11 protein-coding genes are annotated in these 17,765 nt (G+C 64.3%); 6 read left to right on the plus strand and 5 right to left on the minus strand.

Going from position 1 to position 17,765, the window contains the following annotated elements:
* Positions 1 to 29 precede the first annotated feature (29 nt).
* Positions 30 to 4,925, minus strand: coding sequence for an alpha-2-macroglobulin family protein (locus tag HWV67_RS26120; protein ID WP_175653350.1), 4,896 nt, complete (start codon positions 4,923 to 4,925; stop codon positions 30 to 32).
* Positions 4,926 to 5,137: 212 nt separating this feature from the next.
* On the opposite strand from HWV67_RS26120, the gene HWV67_RS26125 reads away from it, so the two are divergent.
* From HWV67_RS26125 to HWV67_RS26135, 3 genes are all read left to right on the plus strand, one after another.
* On the plus strand, positions 5,138 to 6,475 hold the full coding sequence (locus HWV67_RS26125; protein ID WP_175653351.1) for an MATE family efflux transporter: 1,338 nt from the start codon (positions 5,138 to 5,140) through the stop codon (positions 6,473 to 6,475).
* Between the two features lie 119 nt (positions 6,476 to 6,594).
* The gene (locus tag HWV67_RS26130) at positions 6,595 to 6,981 is read left to right on the plus strand and encodes a polymorphic toxin type 44 domain-containing protein (RefSeq protein ID WP_256680208.1); all 387 of its coding nucleotides are present in this window, start codon (positions 6,595 to 6,597) and stop codon (positions 6,979 to 6,981) included.
* The gene (locus HWV67_RS26135) at positions 6,959 to 7,387 is read left to right on the plus strand and encodes a hypothetical protein (protein WP_175653352.1); all 429 of its coding nucleotides are present in this window, start codon (positions 6,959 to 6,961) and stop codon (positions 7,385 to 7,387) included. The genes HWV67_RS26130 and HWV67_RS26135 overlap by 23 nt, the downstream gene beginning before the upstream one ends.
* 50 nt (positions 7,388 to 7,437) lie before the next feature.
* On the opposite strand, the gene speA is transcribed toward HWV67_RS26135, so the two are convergent.
* From speA to HWV67_RS26155, 4 genes are all read right to left on the minus strand, one after another.
* Entirely contained in the window at positions 7,438 to 9,351 is a 1,914-nt protein-coding gene (speA, locus tag HWV67_RS26140; protein WP_110971360.1) for an arginine decarboxylase, read from the minus strand.
* A 201-nt stretch (positions 9,352 to 9,552) separates the two neighbouring features.
* Positions 9,553 to 9,924 (minus strand): translation initiation factor Sui1, encoded by a 372-nt coding sequence (locus HWV67_RS26145; RefSeq protein WP_095156044.1) that lies wholly within the window; start codon positions 9,922 to 9,924, stop codon positions 9,553 to 9,555.
* A gap of 195 nt (positions 9,925 to 10,119) precedes the next feature.
* Positions 10,120 to 10,656 carry an NUDIX hydrolase gene (locus tag HWV67_RS26150; RefSeq protein ID WP_175653353.1) on the minus strand — a complete coding sequence of 179 codons (537 nt, stop codon included), beginning with the start codon at positions 10,654 to 10,656 and terminating at the stop codon, positions 10,120 to 10,122.
* A complete protein-coding gene (locus HWV67_RS26155) occupies positions 10,656 to 11,726 on the minus strand; it encodes a DUF2333 family protein (RefSeq protein ID WP_175653382.1) in 1,071 nt (356 codons plus the stop codon). The genes HWV67_RS26150 and HWV67_RS26155 overlap by 1 nt, the downstream gene beginning before the upstream one ends.
* 281 nt (positions 11,727 to 12,007) lie before the next feature.
* Between HWV67_RS26155 and HWV67_RS26160 the strand changes: the two genes are divergently transcribed.
* The 3 genes from HWV67_RS26160 to HWV67_RS26170 all read left to right on the plus strand — a co-directional run bounded on the left by HWV67_RS26160 (position 12,008) and on the right by HWV67_RS26170 (position 17,596).
* Positions 12,008 to 13,624, plus strand: a complete 1,617-nt coding sequence (locus HWV67_RS26160; RefSeq protein WP_175653354.1) for a diguanylate cyclase — start codon at positions 12,008 to 12,010, stop codon at positions 13,622 to 13,624.
* Between the two features lie 1,289 nt (positions 13,625 to 14,913).
* The gene (locus HWV67_RS32290) at positions 14,914 to 15,693 is read left to right on the plus strand and encodes a methyl-accepting chemotaxis protein (RefSeq protein ID WP_371929343.1); all 780 of its coding nucleotides are present in this window, start codon (positions 14,914 to 14,916) and stop codon (positions 15,691 to 15,693) included.
* A gap of 124 nt (positions 15,694 to 15,817) precedes the next feature.
* A complete protein-coding gene (locus HWV67_RS26170; protein ID WP_175653356.1) occupies positions 15,818 to 17,596 on the plus strand; it encodes a protein-disulfide reductase DsbD in 1,779 nt (592 codons plus the stop codon).
* Positions 17,597 to 17,765 lie beyond the last annotated feature (169 nt).

A 17,765-nucleotide genomic window follows, 5' to 3' on the forward strand; every position in this document is an offset into this window, starting at 1 on the left:
GGGGGCCGCGATTGCGGCCCCCATTGATTTCAACGGCCCTTGATGACCATCTCTCCAGCGCCATCGCCCACAGCCTGCCAGTCCGGTCGGTACATCGACTCCACCTGCGGTGGCGGAATCCGGTAGCTGCCCGGCGTTACCGCCCGCGCCAGGTACAGCAGGTGGGTGGTGCCATAACCATCGAGGTTCAACGCCGCCACGTAGCGGTCATCGCGGAACTCCTGATGAACCACGTTGGCGTTCTCCATCGCCTCGCGCCATTGCTTGACCGCGCTGCTGGCGTTTTCCAGGCTGGCGGCGCTTTGCGCAAGGTTCTGGTTTTCCAGTTCCAGTCCCGCCGGCAGCAGATCCACCACCAGCGCATCCGGCACCCGGGCCTTGGCCTGGATCGCCAGGTGCACCAGCACCAGGTCGCCGCTTTCCAGCGAACGCAAATCCAGCGCCTGGCCGTTCATGCCCAGGTACTCGCGACGGATGCTCATGTTGTTGCCACTGGCTGCCGGTGCCTGACGCGGATAGCCGGACAAGGTCAGGCGCTGGTACAGCGTCTGCTCGCCTTCGTTGTGCACGGTCAGCGGCGAAGCCAGTAACGCGCCCTCAAGGTGCAGGCCGGACTGCGTCGGGCTCAGCTCGCGGGTTTCGCCGGCGCTGTCCAGTTGCGCTTTCCACTGCCCTTCGGGTTGTTGCGCCAGGCCACGGCCGGCGAGGAACAGGGCGTTGCGCTCCTGGGTAGACAGCCACGGACTGGCAGCCAACTGATCGGAGAGCTGGAACAGGCGATCCGGAATCACCTTGCTGGCGAGCTTGTACTCGTCGAGCAAGGCGAGAATCAGCGCCTGGTCCCGCAACGGGCTGCCGTAGTCGGCCATCCACGCGTTGTCGCGGGTGACCGCCAGCCCAGCCTGCAAGGCCTGCTCGCCACGGGGCTTGTCGCCCATGGTGTCGAGGGCGATCGCCAGTTGCACCAGCGGCAGACCGGAACGGGCATCGGCGCGACGCTCGAACAGACTGCGCAGGGCACCCAACGGCGCCTGCTGGCTACGGGACAACACCAGCGCGGCGTAAGCCTGCACGGCAAAGCGGCTGTGCTCGGCGTTCTCGCTGTAGTTGACCTCGATCAGATTGCGCTCCTGCACATAACGCAGCAGTCGCTCGCTGGCCTTCTTCAAGGCCTCGGGTGGTACGGCGAAGCCTTGGTCACGGGCACGCAGGAGGAAGTCGGTGACATACGCAGTCAGCCAGTACTCCTCGTCACCGTCGGAACTCCACAGGCCGAAACTGCCGTTGTAACGCTGCATGCCCAACAGGTGCTCGATGCCCATTTCGATCTTGCGCTGACGGTCCGCGGCCGGCTCGCCGGTCAGGCCGAGGCGCTTGAGGGTGGCGGCATCAGCGTAGAGCGATGGGTACAAGCCGCTGGTGGTCTGCTCCAGGCATCCATAGGGATAGGCTTTCAACGCGCGGATCTGTTCGGCGAGGTTCAGCGGCGGCCGGCTCGACAACGCCAGGGTCGCTTCCAGTCCCGCCGGCTCGAACAGCGCCAGGTCCTGCTCCGGCAAACTCCATGGCTCGTCCTTGAGCGCCACGCGGTAGTGCTTGAGTTGCGCCGGATACGCCGGGCGCACACCGAGGGTCCAGTCACGGGAGAAGCCGGTGTCGGTCTCGCCCGGCAGCATCAGTCCATCGACGCGCACGGTGACACGGCCCTGGCCGAAGCCGCCCTTGGCCTGCACCGGCACCTGCAGCGTGACGCGCTGGCCGGGCTTGAGCTTGAGCGTCTGATGGGATGAGCCCAGCAGGTCCAACTGGCCTTCGGTGGCCAGGGCCACCGCGAGGGTCTGCGGTTGTTCGGTGAGGTTGGAAAGGTCCAGCGCCAGGCTGGTGCGGTCGCCACCGGCAAGGAAGCGCGGCGCCGACAGCTCGGCGATCAGCGGCGCGGCAACCACGGTCTTGCCCTCGGCCACGCCGAAGCGGTCTTCGCTCCAGGCCTGGGCCATCAGGCGCAGCTCCCCGTTGAAGTCGGGAATCTCCACGGTCGCCTGACCTTTGCCCTGGGCGTCGAGGGTCACCGGTGCGCTTTGCAGGGCGACGATGGTCACGCTGGTGTCCGGACGCTTGCCGCCCTTGGCCATGCCGGCGTCACCACCGAAGGCGAGGCTGGCGAGACGGCCCTGGCCGGCTTCGATCAGTTGCCCGTAGATATCCAGTTGGTCAGCGCCGTAGGCCTTGCGGCCGAACATGCCGGTGAACGGATCAGGAGTGACGTAGCTGGTGATATTGAGAATGCCGACGTCCACTGCCGCCAGCAGCACCTGAACCTGCTTCGGCACGCTGCCATCGGCATTGCGCGCTTCGATGTTGACGGTCAGTGGGTGCTTGGGCCGCATCTTCGCGGGTGCGTCGAGGGTCAGCGCCAGCTTGCGCTGGGCGCGGTCCAGCGGCAGGTGCAGCACGCCCACGGCGCGCTTCGGTGTGACGTTGGCCTTGCGCTCGCCCGGGCGGATCACCAGCGCGCTGACATAGAGGTCATGCCGCGCCCATTTCGGGTCGAGCTTCACCTCGAAGGCCTTGCCCTCGGCGGGGACGTCTATCTCCTGCCACCACAGCGGGCCGTCATTGCCTTCCACCATCAGGTAGCCCTTGCCCGCAGCGGGCGGGGTGACGGTCACGGTGGCGGTGTCGCCATCGTTATAGGCTGGTTTGTCGAGGGCCAGGCGTACCTGGTCAGGACGCACTGCGCCGCCGTCGGCGTTGTCCTGGGCGCGGTAGCCGGCCCAGAAGCGCAGGCTGCTGGTGATGCCAGTCTCCGGGTCTTCCACTTCAACACGGTACGGGCCCCACTCCACCGGGAAACTGAGCTTGGTGGTGCTGCCGGCGGGAACGTTGATGTTCTGCTCGCTCTCCGTGAGCTGTTTCTCGTTGAAGTTGTAGCTCCAGCCGTCGCTCTGCGAGTAGTTCCAGTAGTAGTCGCGGCGCTCACGCACCAGGCGCACGCGCAGGTTTTCTGCAGCCAGCTTGTTGCCGTCGCGGTCAGCCATCAGCAGTTCGATTTCCACCGGGGCATCGCCATCGGTTTCCTCGCCGTCGAACAAACCGCGCAGGCCCGGCAGACGCTCCGCAGGCCAGATCGGTTGTTCCAGGCGCCGGGTGATCGGCCGGCCACCGGACTCCTGCAGGCTGGCCTGCACCGTCAGTTGCAGCGGCGAGCGGGCCTCGGCCCATTCGCTGGCGATGCTGATCGTCGCCTCGCCATTGGCATCGAGGGTGCTTTCTTCCAGCTCCAGGTCGTGGCTCAACTCGCCTTCGGTGACCGAACCGAACTGATAGCCGGGCAATGCCGGCACCGCCTCACGCAGTGGCCGCACATAGACCTGGCCACTGAGCCGGTTGCCCGCCGCCGGCGCGCCATACAGGTAGCGGCCGTTGACGCTGACTTCGGCGGTCTCGTCGGGGCTCAGCGGCGTATCGTTGCCCTTGAGCTCCAGCGCGAGGCGCTCGGGCAGGAAGTCTTCGACGAGGAATTCGTGAACCTGGCGCTTGCCGCCACCGAGGTCGAACAGCAGTTGCCAACGCCCGGTCGGCGCTTCACCGGCCAGTTGCAGTGGATACTGATAGAAGCCATTGGCATCGGCTTCCCAGACGAACTTGCGGCTGACCTGCTCGTCCGGCCGACGCACTTCCACGTTGATCGGCTGGGCGTTGACCGGCTTGCCGTCCTGGTCGCGCAGCAGGCCATTGAGCAGCACGGTTTCGCCGGGACGATAGAGGTCGCGCGGGCCGAAGACGAAGAACTGCAACGGATTGGCCTGCGGGCCGGTGACGGTGAATTCGGAAAGGTCCAGCGCGGCGCTGTTCAAGCGCAACAGCGTGGTGTGCTCGCCCTGGCGCGCCAGCAGCACGTCGGCCTTGGGTGGCAGCGGCAGTTGCGAGTGACCACTGCTGTCGGTCTTGCCCTGGCCGAGCAGTTTGCCCTCGTTGTCGAGCAGGTCCAGCTCGACGCCACTCAGGGCCTTGCCACCTTCCAGCGCCTGGGTGAAGACATCGAGGCGATTGCTGTAGCGGTGCACCGACAGGCCGATGTCGCTGAGAGTGAACAGGGTCGCCGGCTGCGAATAGTTGTAGGTGCCGGAAGCACGCATCACCGCCAGGTAGACCCCGGCCTCCTGCAATGGCTTGATCCCGGCCATGGGCAGCAGCAGGGTTTCGCGGGTGTTGGCGGCCGGGTTCAGGTCGAAGCGACCGGCGTAGACCAGATCGGCCATGGGCAGCAGCTCATTGGCCTCGTAGCTCTGCAACGCGCTGTTGCGGCCCCACGAACCGAGGAAGGTCGGCAGGGACTCGGACTTGATGCGGAAGAATTCGACATCGACCTTGGCGACGTTCAGGGCGATCACCGGCAGGCCCTCGGCCAGGCGGGTCGGCAGCAGCGAACCGCGACTGGCGAAACCGATGCTCGGCTCCATGTCACGCGTCTCCAGGCGGCTGACATATTCACCGGCCAGGCGCTGGCCATTGACGCTGAGCAGACCGGCATCGATGGTCAGTACCAGCTTGCGCTTTGGTTCCAGGTGGCGCAGGCGCAATTCCATGCGGTTGTTGGACAGCTCCCAGGCGCCATCCACCTTGCCCTTGACGGTGTCCACCAGGTGCAGCCGTTCGGCGAACGGCTGGTCGGCGTCCAGCGGCGCGGAGAATGTCACCGACAGCGCACTGGCGCCGTCGAGTTGCACTTCCGAGACGTCCACCACGTTCAGCTCACGGCCGGCGTAGCGCTGGGCCAGCGCGGCGACATCGACGGTGGTCGGCGTAGCCGCGGGAGCGGTTGCGGCGGCCTTCTCGGCGGGCGCGGGTTTATCGACGGATGACGAATCACAGGCGCTGAGCAGCGCCAGCGCGCAGGCCAGCCACAGTCCTTTGTTGAGCATGGGGATAACTCTTTGGCAGCAGGATCAGACGGGAAACTATATATCAAGGCTGCCGGCTTCACCGGCCAATGCCCGCGGGATGAGACAGGGTTCACCCGGCAAAGTGCGGCGAGGTGGGTAGAATGTGCCGATTCAGGCCGCTGTGCTGCCCTTCTGTAGGAGCGAACCTGCTCACAACGAGGACAGCGCCTCAGCCACATCAAGGACTTTTCATGCCCTCATTCCTCACCGACTGGCGCCACCGCCCCACTCACCACAAGGTCTGGGCCCTGGCTGCGCCGATGATTCTGTCCAACATCTCGGTGCCACTGGTGGCCCTGGTCGACAGCACAGTGATCGGCCACCTGCCCCACGCCCACCAGCTCGGCTCCGTGGCGGTGGGCGCCAGCCTGTACACCCTGCTGGTGTCGGTGCTGGGCTTCCTGCGCATGGGCTCGACCGGTTTCGCCGCCCAGGCCGCCGGCCGATCCGACGGCGCCGCGCTGCGCCAGGTGCTGGTTCAGGGTCTGTTGCTGGCGCTGTTCTTCGCCCTGTTGCTCGGTCTGCTGGCCATCCCGTTGAGTCATCTTGCCGTGGGCTTGATGCAGCCCGGCGCGGAGCTGGAACAAGGCACTCTGCAATTTTTCCAGATCCGCCTGCTGGGCTTGCCTGCTGCGCTGGCCAGCTTCGCTCTGGTCGGCTGGTTCCTCGGCACGCAGAACGCCCGCGCGCCGCTGATCATCCTGCTGACCACCAACCTGCTGAACATCGTTCTCAACCTGTGGTTCGTCCTCGGACTGGACTGGGGCGTGGCCGGATCGGCGCGGGCCTCGGTGATCGCCGAATGGGCCGCGGCCTTGATCGGACTGGCGCTGACCCGGCCCTCGTTACGCGCGTTTCCCGGTCACATCATCTGGCCGCTGCTCGCACGCTGGCAGAGCTGGCGCCCGATGCTCAGCGTCAACCGCGACATCTTCATCCGCAGCCTGGCGCTTCAAGGCGTGTTCTTCCTCATTACCGTGCAAGGCGCGCGCATGGGCGAAGCGACCGTGGCCGCCAACGCCCTGCTGCTCAACGGCCTGCTGCTGACAGCCTACGCGCTGGACGGTCTGGCCCATGCCGTCGAAGCCCTGTGCGGCCACGCCATCGGTGCCCACGACCGTCCGGCGTTGCGCCGTTCACTGGTGATCGCCGGTGGCTGGTCCTTGATCGCCAGTGTGGGGTTTGCCGTCCTGTTCCTGCTCGGCGGGCACCTGTTCATCCAGATGCAGACCGACATCCCGAGCGTGCGCGAAACCGCCTTCGAATACCTGCCATACCTGGCGCTGCTGCCGTTGATTGCCGTCTGGAGCTACCTGCTCGATGGCCTGTTCATCGGCGCCACTCGCGCCCGCGAAATGCGCGATGCCATGTTGCTCAGCGTCGTCATCGCCCTGCCCTTCGCCTGGTTCGCCAGCGACCTGGGGAATCATGGGTTGTGGTTGGCGTTTCTGTTGTTCATGGCCTTGCGCGGGGTGACGCTGGGGTTGATGGGGTGGTGGTTGCAACGGCGGGATGGGGGGGTTGAGTAAAGGCCCGAGCAAAAACAATGTGTCATACATCATCCTTTGACTCCTCAGACGCTTCGATAGAGAAAGCCAGATCCCAAATACGGGGACAACGCGATCATCTACAGAAGCAAGGAGCCAAGATGTACCCGCCACGTGCGCCATCCGGAGTATCGATCAGCCACAACATGCAGATAGCCAGCATGGAAAGAAACCACTTCAAGAATGGCGGAACAGCGTTTCTGTTTTCCTGGTTCTACCAGAAGGTTCGCAATCGAGGTGAATGGGACTACAAGCAACAAGGGCGACAATACGAAGCCTTTGGCAACTTCAACTACAGCGCATGTGGCACGGCTGCGGGCCTATCTGAAACAGTACTGTTGAGGGGAGCGGGATGGGCTCAGAGCAGAGCGGGCACCACTAACCCGTCCTTTGGCACTTGGTGGGGTGACATACCTTACGGTGACGACCCACAAGATCAGGAATGGATCAAGGCAGGTATCAGGTATGCGAAATCCTTTGGTTACTAAATGGCTATTGGCAGGCCTGCTGTTACTCGTCATCGCTCAAGCCGCATGGATTCTGACGCCCGCTTCGAGACCTGAGTTGAACCAGGTCGTCAGCGCGACACCGATAGGCGAAAACAGTGCAGTGTATGAGGTGTTGAGCAATGCCGGAGGTGCAACGGTGCCGCTGATTTACCTGTATTTCATTGCGCCGCGGCATGAGGATGAGCGCCAGACGTTGAAGGCGCTGGAACAGCTCAGTCCGTTTCTGGTGACAAAACAATCAGGCGCCGTTGTAGGTGTGGAAGGACTGAGGGTAGTCGCCCGCACGCACGATCAGGTCTACAGCTATGTCAGTACGGCGGTGCTGCGGGAAGCGGGAGAAGTGAGGGCGGTGGATATCGAGCTGACCGCAACCCGCAGAAACTGAAAAGGCCCTCCCCCGGAATCCCGAGGGCGGGCCTTTTCAGTTCAGCGCTATTAAGACGACAGGTACGAAGACCGCGTCAGCCCCAAGCGCAGTGCATCAAGGAACTGGGTCCGCTCGCGGGCCGTGATGCGCGCACTGGCGACCTTGTCGCGGTAGTGGGTCATCAGTTCTTCCGGCGACAAGTGCACGTAGCGCAGCATGTCTTCGATGGTGTCGTGGGTTTCGATACCGGCGTGGTACACGCTGCCGTTCGGGTTCTGGTAGATGTTCACCGAGTCGGTGTCGCCGAACAGGTTGTGCATGTCGCCGAGGATTTCCTGGTAGGCACCGACCAGGAAGATCCCCAGCAGGTAGTCTTCACCCTCTTTGACCGCATGCACCGGCAGGCTGGTCTCGATGCTCTGCTCGTCGACGTACTGGTTGATCTTGCCGTCGGAGTCGCAGGTCAGGTCCTGCAGCACCGCGCGGCGCAGCGGCTCTTCGTCCAGGCGATGCAGCGGCAGGATCGGCAGGACCTGGCCGATGGCCCAGGTGTCCGGCAGGCTCTGGAATACCGAGAAGTTGCAGATGTACTTGTCGGCCAGTTTGTCGTTGAGTTCGTCGAGCACCTGGCGGTGCGAGCGCTGACGCGCCTTGAGCGAGTTGTGCAGGCGCCGGCAGACGGCGAAGTAGCACTGCTCGGCCAGGGCTTTCTCGGCAAGGGTGATCTTGCCGTCGGCGTACTGCGCAGCCACGTCGCTCATGTAGTGGGTGGCGCGCCAGTAGGTCTCGGTGACCATCTCGATATCGGTCGGGCCGAGCAGGTCTACCAGCCATTGCACGGTTTCCGGCAGGCTTTCCTTGTTTTCGATTTCCGGCACGTCATCGTTGTGGCGCTCGACGTCGGTCACCTGCACCACCAGCATGGCGTGGTGCGCAGTCAGCGAGCGGCCGCTTTCCGAGAAGATGTGCGGATGCGGCAGCCCTTGGGCGTCGCAGAATTCCTTGAGCATGCCGACCACGACACCGGCGTAGTCGTCCATGTCGTAGTTGATCGAGCTGGCATTGCGCGAGTGGGTACCGTCGTAGTCCACGCCCAGGCCGCCGCCGACGTCGATGTGATCGACCGGCAGGCCCAGCGCGCGCAGTTCGCCGTAGTAACGGATGGCTTCCTTGAAGCCGTGCTGGTAGTCCGCCAGGTTGGCGATCTGCGAACCCATGTGGAAGTGCAGCAGGCGGATGCCCTGGTCGAGCCCGGCATCACGGAAGCGCTGGACCACGGAGATCAGTTGCGCCGCGGACAGGCCGAACTTGGATTTCTCGCCACCGGTGTCAGCCCATTTGCTCGACGCCAGCGACGACAGGCGCACGCGCAGGCCGACCTGCGGTTTGACCTTGAGCTCGGCGGCCTCTTCGATCACCAGGCCCACTTCCGACTCTTTCTCGATGACGATAAAGACGTTGTGGCCGAGCTTCTGGCCCATCAGCGCCAGGCGAATGAACTCGCGGTCCTTGTAGCCGTTGCAGACGATGGTGCCGCCCTTCGGCGCCAGCGCCAGTACCGCCAGCAGCTCCGGCTTGGAGCCGGCTTCCAGGCCGATGGAAACATTCTGGGTGGCGATGATGTTCTCGATCACCGCTTCCTGCTGGTTGACCTTGATCGGGTACAGCGCGGTGTACTCGCTCTGGTATTCCAGGCGCGCGATGTTGGCGTCGAAGGCGCCGGTCAGTTGGCGAACGCGGTCTTGCAGGATGTCGGGGAAGCGCACCAGCAGTGGCAGCGACAGGCCGCTCTTGCGCAGTTCGTCGACCTGTTCGAACAGGTCGATCGGTGCACTGCCCGGGCCGTTGGGGCGAACTTCGACACGCCCCGCTTCATTGATCGCGAAATATCCCGCGCCCCAATGGCGAATCCCATAAACACTGCGGCTATCGGCCACGGTCCATTGGCTGCCATCGTCTTTGCGTGTGCGTCGTACGGACATCGAAGTCCCCTATTCAAGAAAGTCAGGTAACACCGGCCAAGCGGGATGGCGCAGTGTAAAAAATGAAAATGACGATTTTCCCTGTTCAGGCATAGACCCCTCACAAGGCAACGAGTTTAGACGCTGGACGAAAAGTCCCGGGTGCCCCGGCCCTGCGCCCGCCCTGCACAAGCAGCGGACACGCAAGAGCGAGGCAGGCGATCAGCCGCCGGATTTTTTCGCTTTGAAACCTTGCTTGATCAGCTCGGCCAGCAACAACTCGACATGGTCGCCCTGGATTTCGATGACGCCGTCTTTCAACGCGCCGCCTGTGCCGCAACGCCGTTTCAGCGTGGTGGCGAGGTCCTTGAGCTGTTCTGCAGGCAGCGGGACGCCGCTGATGGTGGTCACCGTCTTGCCGCCGCGACCTTTGCTTTCGCGGCGCACACGGGCGATGCCATCACCTTCGGGGATGACCGTCTGCTTGCAGATGCAGGCATCGATGGGTTTGCTGCAGTCCGGACAGTGCCGACCTGCATCAGTGGAGAACACCAGGCCGCCGAGGGCGGAAAATGATGAGGCTTTCTTGGCCACTTTTGATCCTCTGTGTTGAGGACAAAAACTGGTCGCTGTCCCTGGCAGGACATCGACCGCGAAGCCCCACTCTGGCAGGGGCAGCGCACCTGCCGTGAGCGGGTCGCGGCAGGGTGAAAAAGGCCGCGCAGTGTAACGGCAAATGCGCCGGTTGCTAAGTACAGAACTGCGCCATTTTGGGCGATTTTCGCGACGTCAGGCTTGACGGTCGAAAACCCGGTTCAGGGCAGCCAGGGAGTCGGGGCAATACGGCAGGTGAAGGGACTCTTCGCGGATCACTTCGAGATTGACGAAACGGGCTTCGCTGACCTCTTCCGGCTGCAGCTGCAAAGGCCCGTCCCAGACGGCCGAGAACACCGAACACCAGAGCCGGTTGCCCGGCTGGTCGAAGAAAAAGTGGTCATGGGCGCGCAGCTCGACGCCACTCACCCCCAGCTCTTCCGCCAGTTCCCGCGCCGCCGAGTCGGCGTATTCCCCGCCCGCCGCAACCATGCCGCCTGCGGCCACATCCCAGTAGCCGGGATAGATGGCCTTGCTCAGCGTGCGTTTATGAACGCACAACTGGCCGGCACCGTTGAACAGCAGGATGAAGGTGCAACGGCCAATGAGGCCGCGCTCACGCAACTCGGCGCGCGGTAGCTCGCCGAGCAGGTTGTCGTCCTCGTCGACCCAGGCGACCCGTTCCAGGTCCGAGGCGGCCCGATGCGCCGCCTCCGCTTCGCTGATGCTCATCAGCCCTGGGACAGCAACTGGCGCAGGTCGATGACTGCGGCGTTGGCCCGGGAAATGTAGTTGGCCATGACCAGCGAGTGGTTGGCCCACATGCCGAAGCCGCTGCCGTTGAGCACCATCGGACTCCACAGCGCTTCCTGCGAAGCTTCCAGCTCGCGGATGATCTGCCGCACGCTGACGGTGGCGTTCTTCTTCGCCAGCACGTCGGCGAAGTCCACCTCGATGGCACGCAGCAGGTGCGACAGCGCCCAGGCCTGACCGCGGGCCTCGTAGAACACGTTGTCGATCTGCATCCACGGCGTTTCAACCAGCTCTTCATCCAGCTGCGGCGCCTGACCCGCGACCACCGCCTCGGTTTTCAGGGTGCTGTTGAGCTTGACCCGGCCAACGCTGGCCGACAGGCGCTGGGACAGGGAGCCCAGACGGGTGGCGACATCGCCCAGCCAGTTGTTCAGGTTGTCGGCGCGGGTGTAGAAGATCGCGCCCTTGTCAGCGGCGGCCAGACGAGCCTGATAGCGGCTCAGGGACTTGATGCCTTCTTCGAACTCGGACTCGCTCGACGGCAGGATCCAGCTCTTGTTGTCGAAGTTGAAGCGCGGCTCGGCCTTGGCCAGATCGGCGTCTTCGGTCGATTGCGACTGCGAGCGGGCGAAGTCCTTGCGCAGGGCGCGGGACAGATCGCGAACCTGGACCAGCACGCCGTATTCCCAGCTCGGCATGTTGTCCATCCACAATCCCGGCGGGAAGCGGTCGTTGGAGATGTAGCCGCCCGGCTTGTTCAGCAGGGTGCCGGCAACCGTCTTGAGAGTCTCGATGGTGGTGTAGCCGATCACCATCTGCTGGCCGCTCTGCTCGGCGGCGATCTGGGCGTTCTGCTGCACGGGGAACAACGCCGGCTCCTCGCTCCAGTACCAGCCCAGACCGATCGTCACCAGCAGGTACAGGCCAATGACTACCGCCAGCGAACGGCTGAGCAGGCCGCGGAAATAGCTGTCTTTCGGCGTGGAACGACCAGCGCTGCGCTCCTCGCGCGCTTCGGCGCTGCCCGTACGGTTTTTCCAGTCAAGCATGGCGTTGTCCTTATCGGTCAGGGGCATTTCCAGGGTTCGACCGCAACCTCCGGGCATTGGTGCCGACGCATCGACGATTGTCGGAACATGCGCGGGCGCCGGGGCGGCCTGAGTGTCAGCACTATAAAGCAAGGGCAGAGGATCGCATAAACGACTCACGGGTCAGGAACTGAATTGTTCTCCGGCGTCAAAAAATTGATGCAGGGCACTCGTTTGCTCAGAAAGTGGTGCTAGCATAGAGCCATCACTCGAACTGCCTCACCTTTATAAGTAGTCAGGACATGACCGAGCCAGAAGACCCGAATCGCGAGCGACTAAAGCAACACTTTGCCCAGCGGGTCATTCATCAGGCCCGGCAGATCCTCGAGATCTGGCAGCGACTGCAACGCAGCGAATGGTCCACCGGCGACCTGGGCGAACTGTGCGAGGCCAATCTGCGCCTGCAGCGTTACGCCGTACGTTTCGAGCAACCGGAACACAGCCTGCTGGCCGACGCCATCGGCGAGGTGCTGGACGCGGTCGAAGCCAACAGCGCGCGGCTGAGCAGCAACCTGATCAGCGAACTCAACCGCTTGATGCAGCGCCTGTCGCGCACTGGCCTGCGTCAGGGCGACCGCCTTGAACAGACGCCGCTGCCACCGCTGCGCAAGCCGGTCTACATCATGCTTCAGGACCATGACCGGGCCGAGCGCCTGGTCAAGCAACTGGAGTTCTTCGGCCTGGGCGTGGAAGCGCTGGACAGTGCCAACGCCTTCAACGCATCGATGAGCGAGCGCCTGCCCTCGGCGATCGTCATGGACGTGGACTTCGGCGGTCCCGGCCAGGGCCTGAAGCTCGCGGAACAAGCCCAGCAAGGTCTGGAACAGCGCGTGCCGCTGCTGTTCTTCAGCCTGCATGAAACCGATACCCCGACCCGCCTCGCGGCAGTGCGCGCCGGCGGCCAGGAATTTCTCACCGGCACCCTCGAAGCGTCGAGCCTGCTGGAGAAAGTCGAACTGCTCACCAGCGTCGCCCAGTACGAGCCGTTTCGCGTCCTCATCATCGACGACTCCCGTGCCCAGGGCCTGCACACCGAGCGCCTGCTGAACAACGCCGGCATCGTCACCCGCACGCTCACCGATCCGATCCAGACCATGGCCGAGCTGGCCGACTTCCAGCCCGACCTGATCAGCCTCGACATGTACATGCCGGCCTGCACCGGCGCCGAGCTGGCCAAGGTGATCCGCCATAACGACCGCTACGTCAGCGTGCCGATCATCTACCTCTCCGCCGAGGACGACCTGGACAAGCAACTCGACGCCATGAGCGAAGGCGGCGACGACTTCCTGACCAAGCCGATCCGCTCGCGCCACCTGATCACCACCGTGCGCAACCGCGCCGCCCGCGCCCGCAACCTGAAATCGCGGATGGTTCGTGACAGCCTTACCGGCCTCTACAACCACACCCACATCCTGCAACTGCTCGAAGACTGCAGCTTCCGCGCCCGCCGCGAGAGCCTGCCGCTGAGCTTCGCCATGCTCGATATCGACCACTTCAAGAAGGTCAACGACAGCCACGGGCACCCCATGGGCGACCGGGTGATCAAGAGCCTGGCGCTGTTTCTCAAGCAACGCCTGCGCAAGACCGACTTCATCGGCCGCTACGGTGGTGAAGAGTTCGCCATCGTCATGCCCAACACCGACGTCGGCTCCGCGCACAAAGTGCTCGACGAGATCCGCCGGCGCTTCGCCGAGATTCACTACCCCGCTCAGCCGCAGGACCTGTTCTGCACCTTCAGCGCCGGCGTGGTGGAACTGAACGACGAACTCGACGCCCTGAGCATGGCCACCGCCGCCGACGAAGCGCTGTACCGCGCCAAGGCCGCCGGGCGCAATCGGGTGCTGCGGGTCGAGACATGAAATCAAATGGCCACTTTTTTTGACCGAGTGGCCCGCTTCGTCATAACCCCGTCATAAAAACGCAATAAGTTCAGTGACTTGCCATCCAGCCGTTGGTAGTCACGCACATGCGCCTCAAGCTGCTCACCAATCTGAACACCCTGTTACTGGTCCTGGTCTGCCTCGCCCTGGGCGCCACCTTGTGGTGGTCGCAGCGCGCGCTGGAGCGACCCTATCTGCTGATGGAGCGTTACCTGGGCCTGTCCCAGCAGTTCCAGAACGGGGTGGCGCGCAACATCCAGACCTACCTCGCCAGCGGCGACGCCCTGCAACATGCCACGGCCCTGCAGGCCACCCAGCAGTTGCAGGAAGAACTGGGCCAACTGCCGGCCGAACTGGCGCAAAGCGTGCGCCCGAGCCTGGACAGCCTGGCGACCTTCACCAGCAACGAACTGCTGGCCGCCGGCAAGCTGGCCGGGGATCCGCAGGCCCTCCTGCTGCAGGCCGAACGCGAACTGGGCGCCAATCTGGAACAGTGGCTGCGCTACAGCCAGAACAGCCAGAACAGCGAAGCGGCGCGCTATACCACGCCGCTGTTCGAAGCCGGGCTGCACCTGAGTCGCCTGTCCCTGGCCCGCGACAAGCTGGTCAGCAGCGGCCGCAGCGAGCTGGCCGAGGAAGTCGAACGGGAACTCAACCTGATTGCCGGGCAGGCGCGCATTCTCGATGGCCTGCCGCTGCTGGGGGTCAAGGAAGCCAGCGCCTCGGGCTCCGACGACTTCGCCTCCATGATGGGCCTGGAAAGCGAGAGCAAGAGCGAGGCCGAAGACACCGCCGTCGGCCTGCGCCGCGAACTCAACAGCCTGATCAGCCGCTACCCTGCGGAACTGCAACGCACCCGCGAGCAGATCCAGCGCCGCGGTGAGCTGGCGGCTACCACTCAATCGCGCATCGCCGCCGTGCAGCAGGCCATCGCCGATCTGGAGCCCGGCGTACGCAGCCAGCACGCGCAGATCCAGAGCGAAGTGCGCCTGATGCAAGGCGTCATGATCGCCCTGATTCTGCTGATCGCCCTGGTGATCGACCGTCTGCAGCGGCGCCTGGCACGGGTACTGACCAACCTCGACCCGGCGCTGTCGGACTGGGCCAGTGGCGATTTCAGCAAGCCGATCGCCCTGCCGCCCAGCAACCGCGAGATGCACGACATTCAGGACTCCCTGAACCGCCTGCGCGACTACCTGGTGGAACTGGTGGGGACCATCCGCCACAACGCCGAACAGGTCGCCGGCAGCAGCCACGCCCTGGCCGGCATGAGCAGCGCGCTGCACGACGGCGCCGAGCGCCAGGCCGGCGATACCGCGCAGATTCGCGATGCGCTGGGTGAACTGGAAGCCACGATCGTCCAGGTTGCGGGTGATGCCAGCCAGGCCGCCGACGCCAGCCGTCAGGCCGGTGAAGCGGTGGAACAGGGCCAGGCCGTGATCGGCCAGAGCCTGACCGGGCTGCGCAAGCTGGTGGACGAAGTACAAGGCAACGCGCAGATGATCGAAGAACTGGCTCAGGAGTCGGCGACCATCGGTGGCGTCCTGACGGTGATCCGTGCCATTGCCGAGCAGACCAACCTGCTGGCCCTGAATGCCGCGATCGAAGCGGCGCGGGCCGGCGAAATGGGCCGCGGCTTTGCCGTGGTGGCCGAGGAAGTCCGCTCACTGGCGCAGCGCACCACCGGTGCCACAGGCGAGATCCAGACCCTCATCACCCGCCTGCAACAGGCCGCGCGCGATTCGGTGGAAGGCATGCGCACCCAACTCGAACACGCCGAAACCACCGCCAATCAGGCCCAGGCCGCCGATGGCGCGCTGGACGAAATCGTCACCGCCATCCAGACCATTGCTGACACTGCCGGGCGCATCGCCGATGTCACCGCGCAGCAGAGCGGCGCGGTCAGCGAGATTCGCGATCACAGTGAACGGATTCATGGTCTGGGTGAGGACAATCTGCAGCGAATCGGTGAAGGACGGGATCAGGGTGAGCAGTTGTTGAGGCTTGGTGGAGAGCTGAATACCGCGGTTCGGGCGTTCCGTTTGTAGGTGGGCTTTCGGGCCTCATCGCTGCGCTTTGGCCCCCTCGGCAAGCAAGCGACAAGGCCCTCAACAACACAGCCATCCCCAGACTCCGCTATCATGCGACCACCTCCGCACCCGCGAGACCATCATGCGTCGTCTGCTCTGCCTCCTGCTGCTGGTCCTGGCTATGCCCGCCGTGGCCACCGGCCTGTTCGACAGCCGCCCCAGCGCCACACTGGGCGCTTCCTCCCTGAACAACAGCGCCGATTTCCTGCCGGTGCGCGAAGCCTTCAAGCTCAACCTGATCCAGGGCGACGCCCAGGGAATCAAGCTGCGTTTCGTCGCCAGCGAGGGCTATTACCTCTACCGCCACCGCTTCCAGTTCCGCACCGAACCCGCCGACATCGCTTTGGGCAGCGCCCAATTGCCGCAGGGCGAGGCCAAGCACGATGAGTTCTTCGGCGATGTCGAGGTCTACCACGGCATCCTCGATATCGACCTGCCGCGCACCGACGACAAACGCCCGTTCACCCTGCTGGTGACCTACCAGGGCTGCGCCGACAAGGGCCTGTGTTATCCGCCGGAAACCGAGCGCCTGAGCATCAAAGGCGTCGGCGCGGCTACACCGGTTGCCAGTGGCGCCCCGGCCGCAACCGAGAGCAACTGGAAAGGCCTGCTTCTGTTCTTCCTCGCCGGCGTCGGTCTGACCTTCACCCCCTGCGTGCTGCCCATGCTGCCGATCCTCTCCGGCGTGGTGCTGCGCGGTCAGGTCGGCGGCTGGCGCGGCCTCGCGCTGTCGCTGGCCTACGTGCTACCGATGGCCGCCTGCTTCGCCCTGCTCGGCGCCTTGATGGGCCTGTTCGGCGCCGGCCTCAACCTGCAGGCACGCCTGCAATCGGTCTGGGTGCTGGTGCCGTTCTCGCTGTTCTTCGTGGCGTTTGCCCTGGCCATGTTCGGCCTGTTCGAATTGAAACTGCCGCAAGCCGTGAGCGACCGTCTGGACCGTCTCGCCGGGAATACCAAAGGCGGCTCACTGGTGGGCGCGGCGGTGCTTGGCGTGGTCTCCAGCCTGCTGGTCTCGCCATGCGTGTCCGCACCGCTGGCCGGCGCCCTGCTCTATATCAGCGCCAGCGGCGACGCCGTCGGCGGTGCGCTGAAACTCTTTGCCCTGGGCCTGGGCATGGGTGCCCCGCTGCTGCTGGTGGCGACGGGCGGCGCGGCCTGGCTGCCGAAAAGCGGGCCTTGGCTGGTCACGGTGAAAAACGCCATCGGGGTGCTGTTGCTGGGTCTGGCGATCGGCCTGCTCAGCCGTGTCTTGCCCGGCCAGATCACGCTGTTGCTGGTGGGCTTGCTGGCCGCGGGTGTGGCGCTGTTCCTCGGCGCCCTCGAGTTCATCCCGAAAACCCCGCGCCAGCGCCTGGCACAACTGCTCGGTCTGGTGCTGATGGTCTACGCCCTGGCCTGTTGGTATGGCGCCCTCAGCGGCCAGAGCGATCCGCTGCGACCACTTCCGGTCAGCGGCAACGCCGTGACCGCGCAGCCAACCGCGAGCGACAACTGGCAAACCATCAGCAGCCCCGCCGAACTGGATCGGGTGCTGGCCGAGGCGAAAGCCGCCGGCCAACCGCTGGTGCTGGACTGGTACGCCGACTGGTGCATCAGTTGCAAGGTGATCGAGCATGAGGTGCTGAATGCGCCGAACGTGCTGCCATTGCTCAAGGAATATCGACTGGTTCGCTTCGATATCACCCAGAGCAGCGCCGAACAACGCGCCCTGCTGGATCGCTATCAACTGTTCGGCCCGCCCGCGCTGTTGTTCTTTGCAGCGAACGGCAGCGAAAAAACCGAGGCAAGGGTGGTCGGGGAGACCAACGCCGGCGAATTCGCCGAGCATTTGCAGCGCATCCGCGCCGATCTGCGTCTATAACTGCTGGGGCCGCAAAAAAACGGTGGCCAATGACCGGACTTAACAAAATAGTCACATATTTTGCGTGAATCTCGGTCATCGTGCTGGCTATTGCAGTTAACTGGACAGTGCTCGGCTCTTTGCGGCATAGTCGCCGCGCTTGTATTCATGTCCGACAAAAATCAAAGGA

The sequence above is a fragment of the Pseudomonas sp. Marseille-P9899 genome, from assembly GCF_903166565.1.
Classification (GTDB): domain Bacteria; phylum Pseudomonadota; class Gammaproteobacteria; order Pseudomonadales; family Pseudomonadaceae; genus Aquipseudomonas; species Aquipseudomonas huaxiensis.

Bases quoted from the DNA above. Each gene is read 5' to 3' on its own strand.
- HWV67_RS26120 (WP_175653350.1), bottom strand. From the start codon at position 4,925: ATGCTCAACAAAGGACTGTGGCTGGCCTGCGCGCTGGCGCTGCTCAGC.
- HWV67_RS26125 (WP_175653351.1), top strand. From the start codon at position 5,138: ATGCCCTCATTCCTCACCGACTGGCGCCACCGCCCCACTCACCACAAG.
- HWV67_RS26130 (WP_256680208.1), top strand. From the start codon at position 6,595: ATGTACCCGCCACGTGCGCCATCCGGAGTATCGATCAGCCACAACATG.
- HWV67_RS26135 (WP_175653352.1), top strand. From the start codon at position 6,959: ATGCGAAATCCTTTGGTTACTAAATGGCTATTGGCAGGCCTGCTGTTA.
- speA (WP_110971360.1), bottom strand. From the start codon at position 9,351: ATGTCCGTACGACGCACACGCAAAGACGATGGCAGCCAATGGACCGTG.
- HWV67_RS26150 (WP_175653353.1), bottom strand. From the start codon at position 10,656: ATGAGCATCAGCGAAGCGGAGGCGGCGCATCGGGCCGCCTCGGACCTG.
- HWV67_RS26155 (WP_175653382.1), bottom strand. From the start codon at position 11,726: ATGCTTGACTGGAAAAACCGTACGGGCAGCGCCGAAGCGCGCGAGGAG.
- HWV67_RS26160 (WP_175653354.1), top strand. From the start codon at position 12,008: ATGACCGAGCCAGAAGACCCGAATCGCGAGCGACTAAAGCAACACTTT.
- HWV67_RS32290 (WP_371929343.1), top strand. From the start codon at position 14,914: ATGAGCAGCGCGCTGCACGACGGCGCCGAGCGCCAGGCCGGCGATACC.
- HWV67_RS26170 (WP_175653356.1), top strand. From the start codon at position 15,818: ATGCGTCGTCTGCTCTGCCTCCTGCTGCTGGTCCTGGCTATGCCCGCC.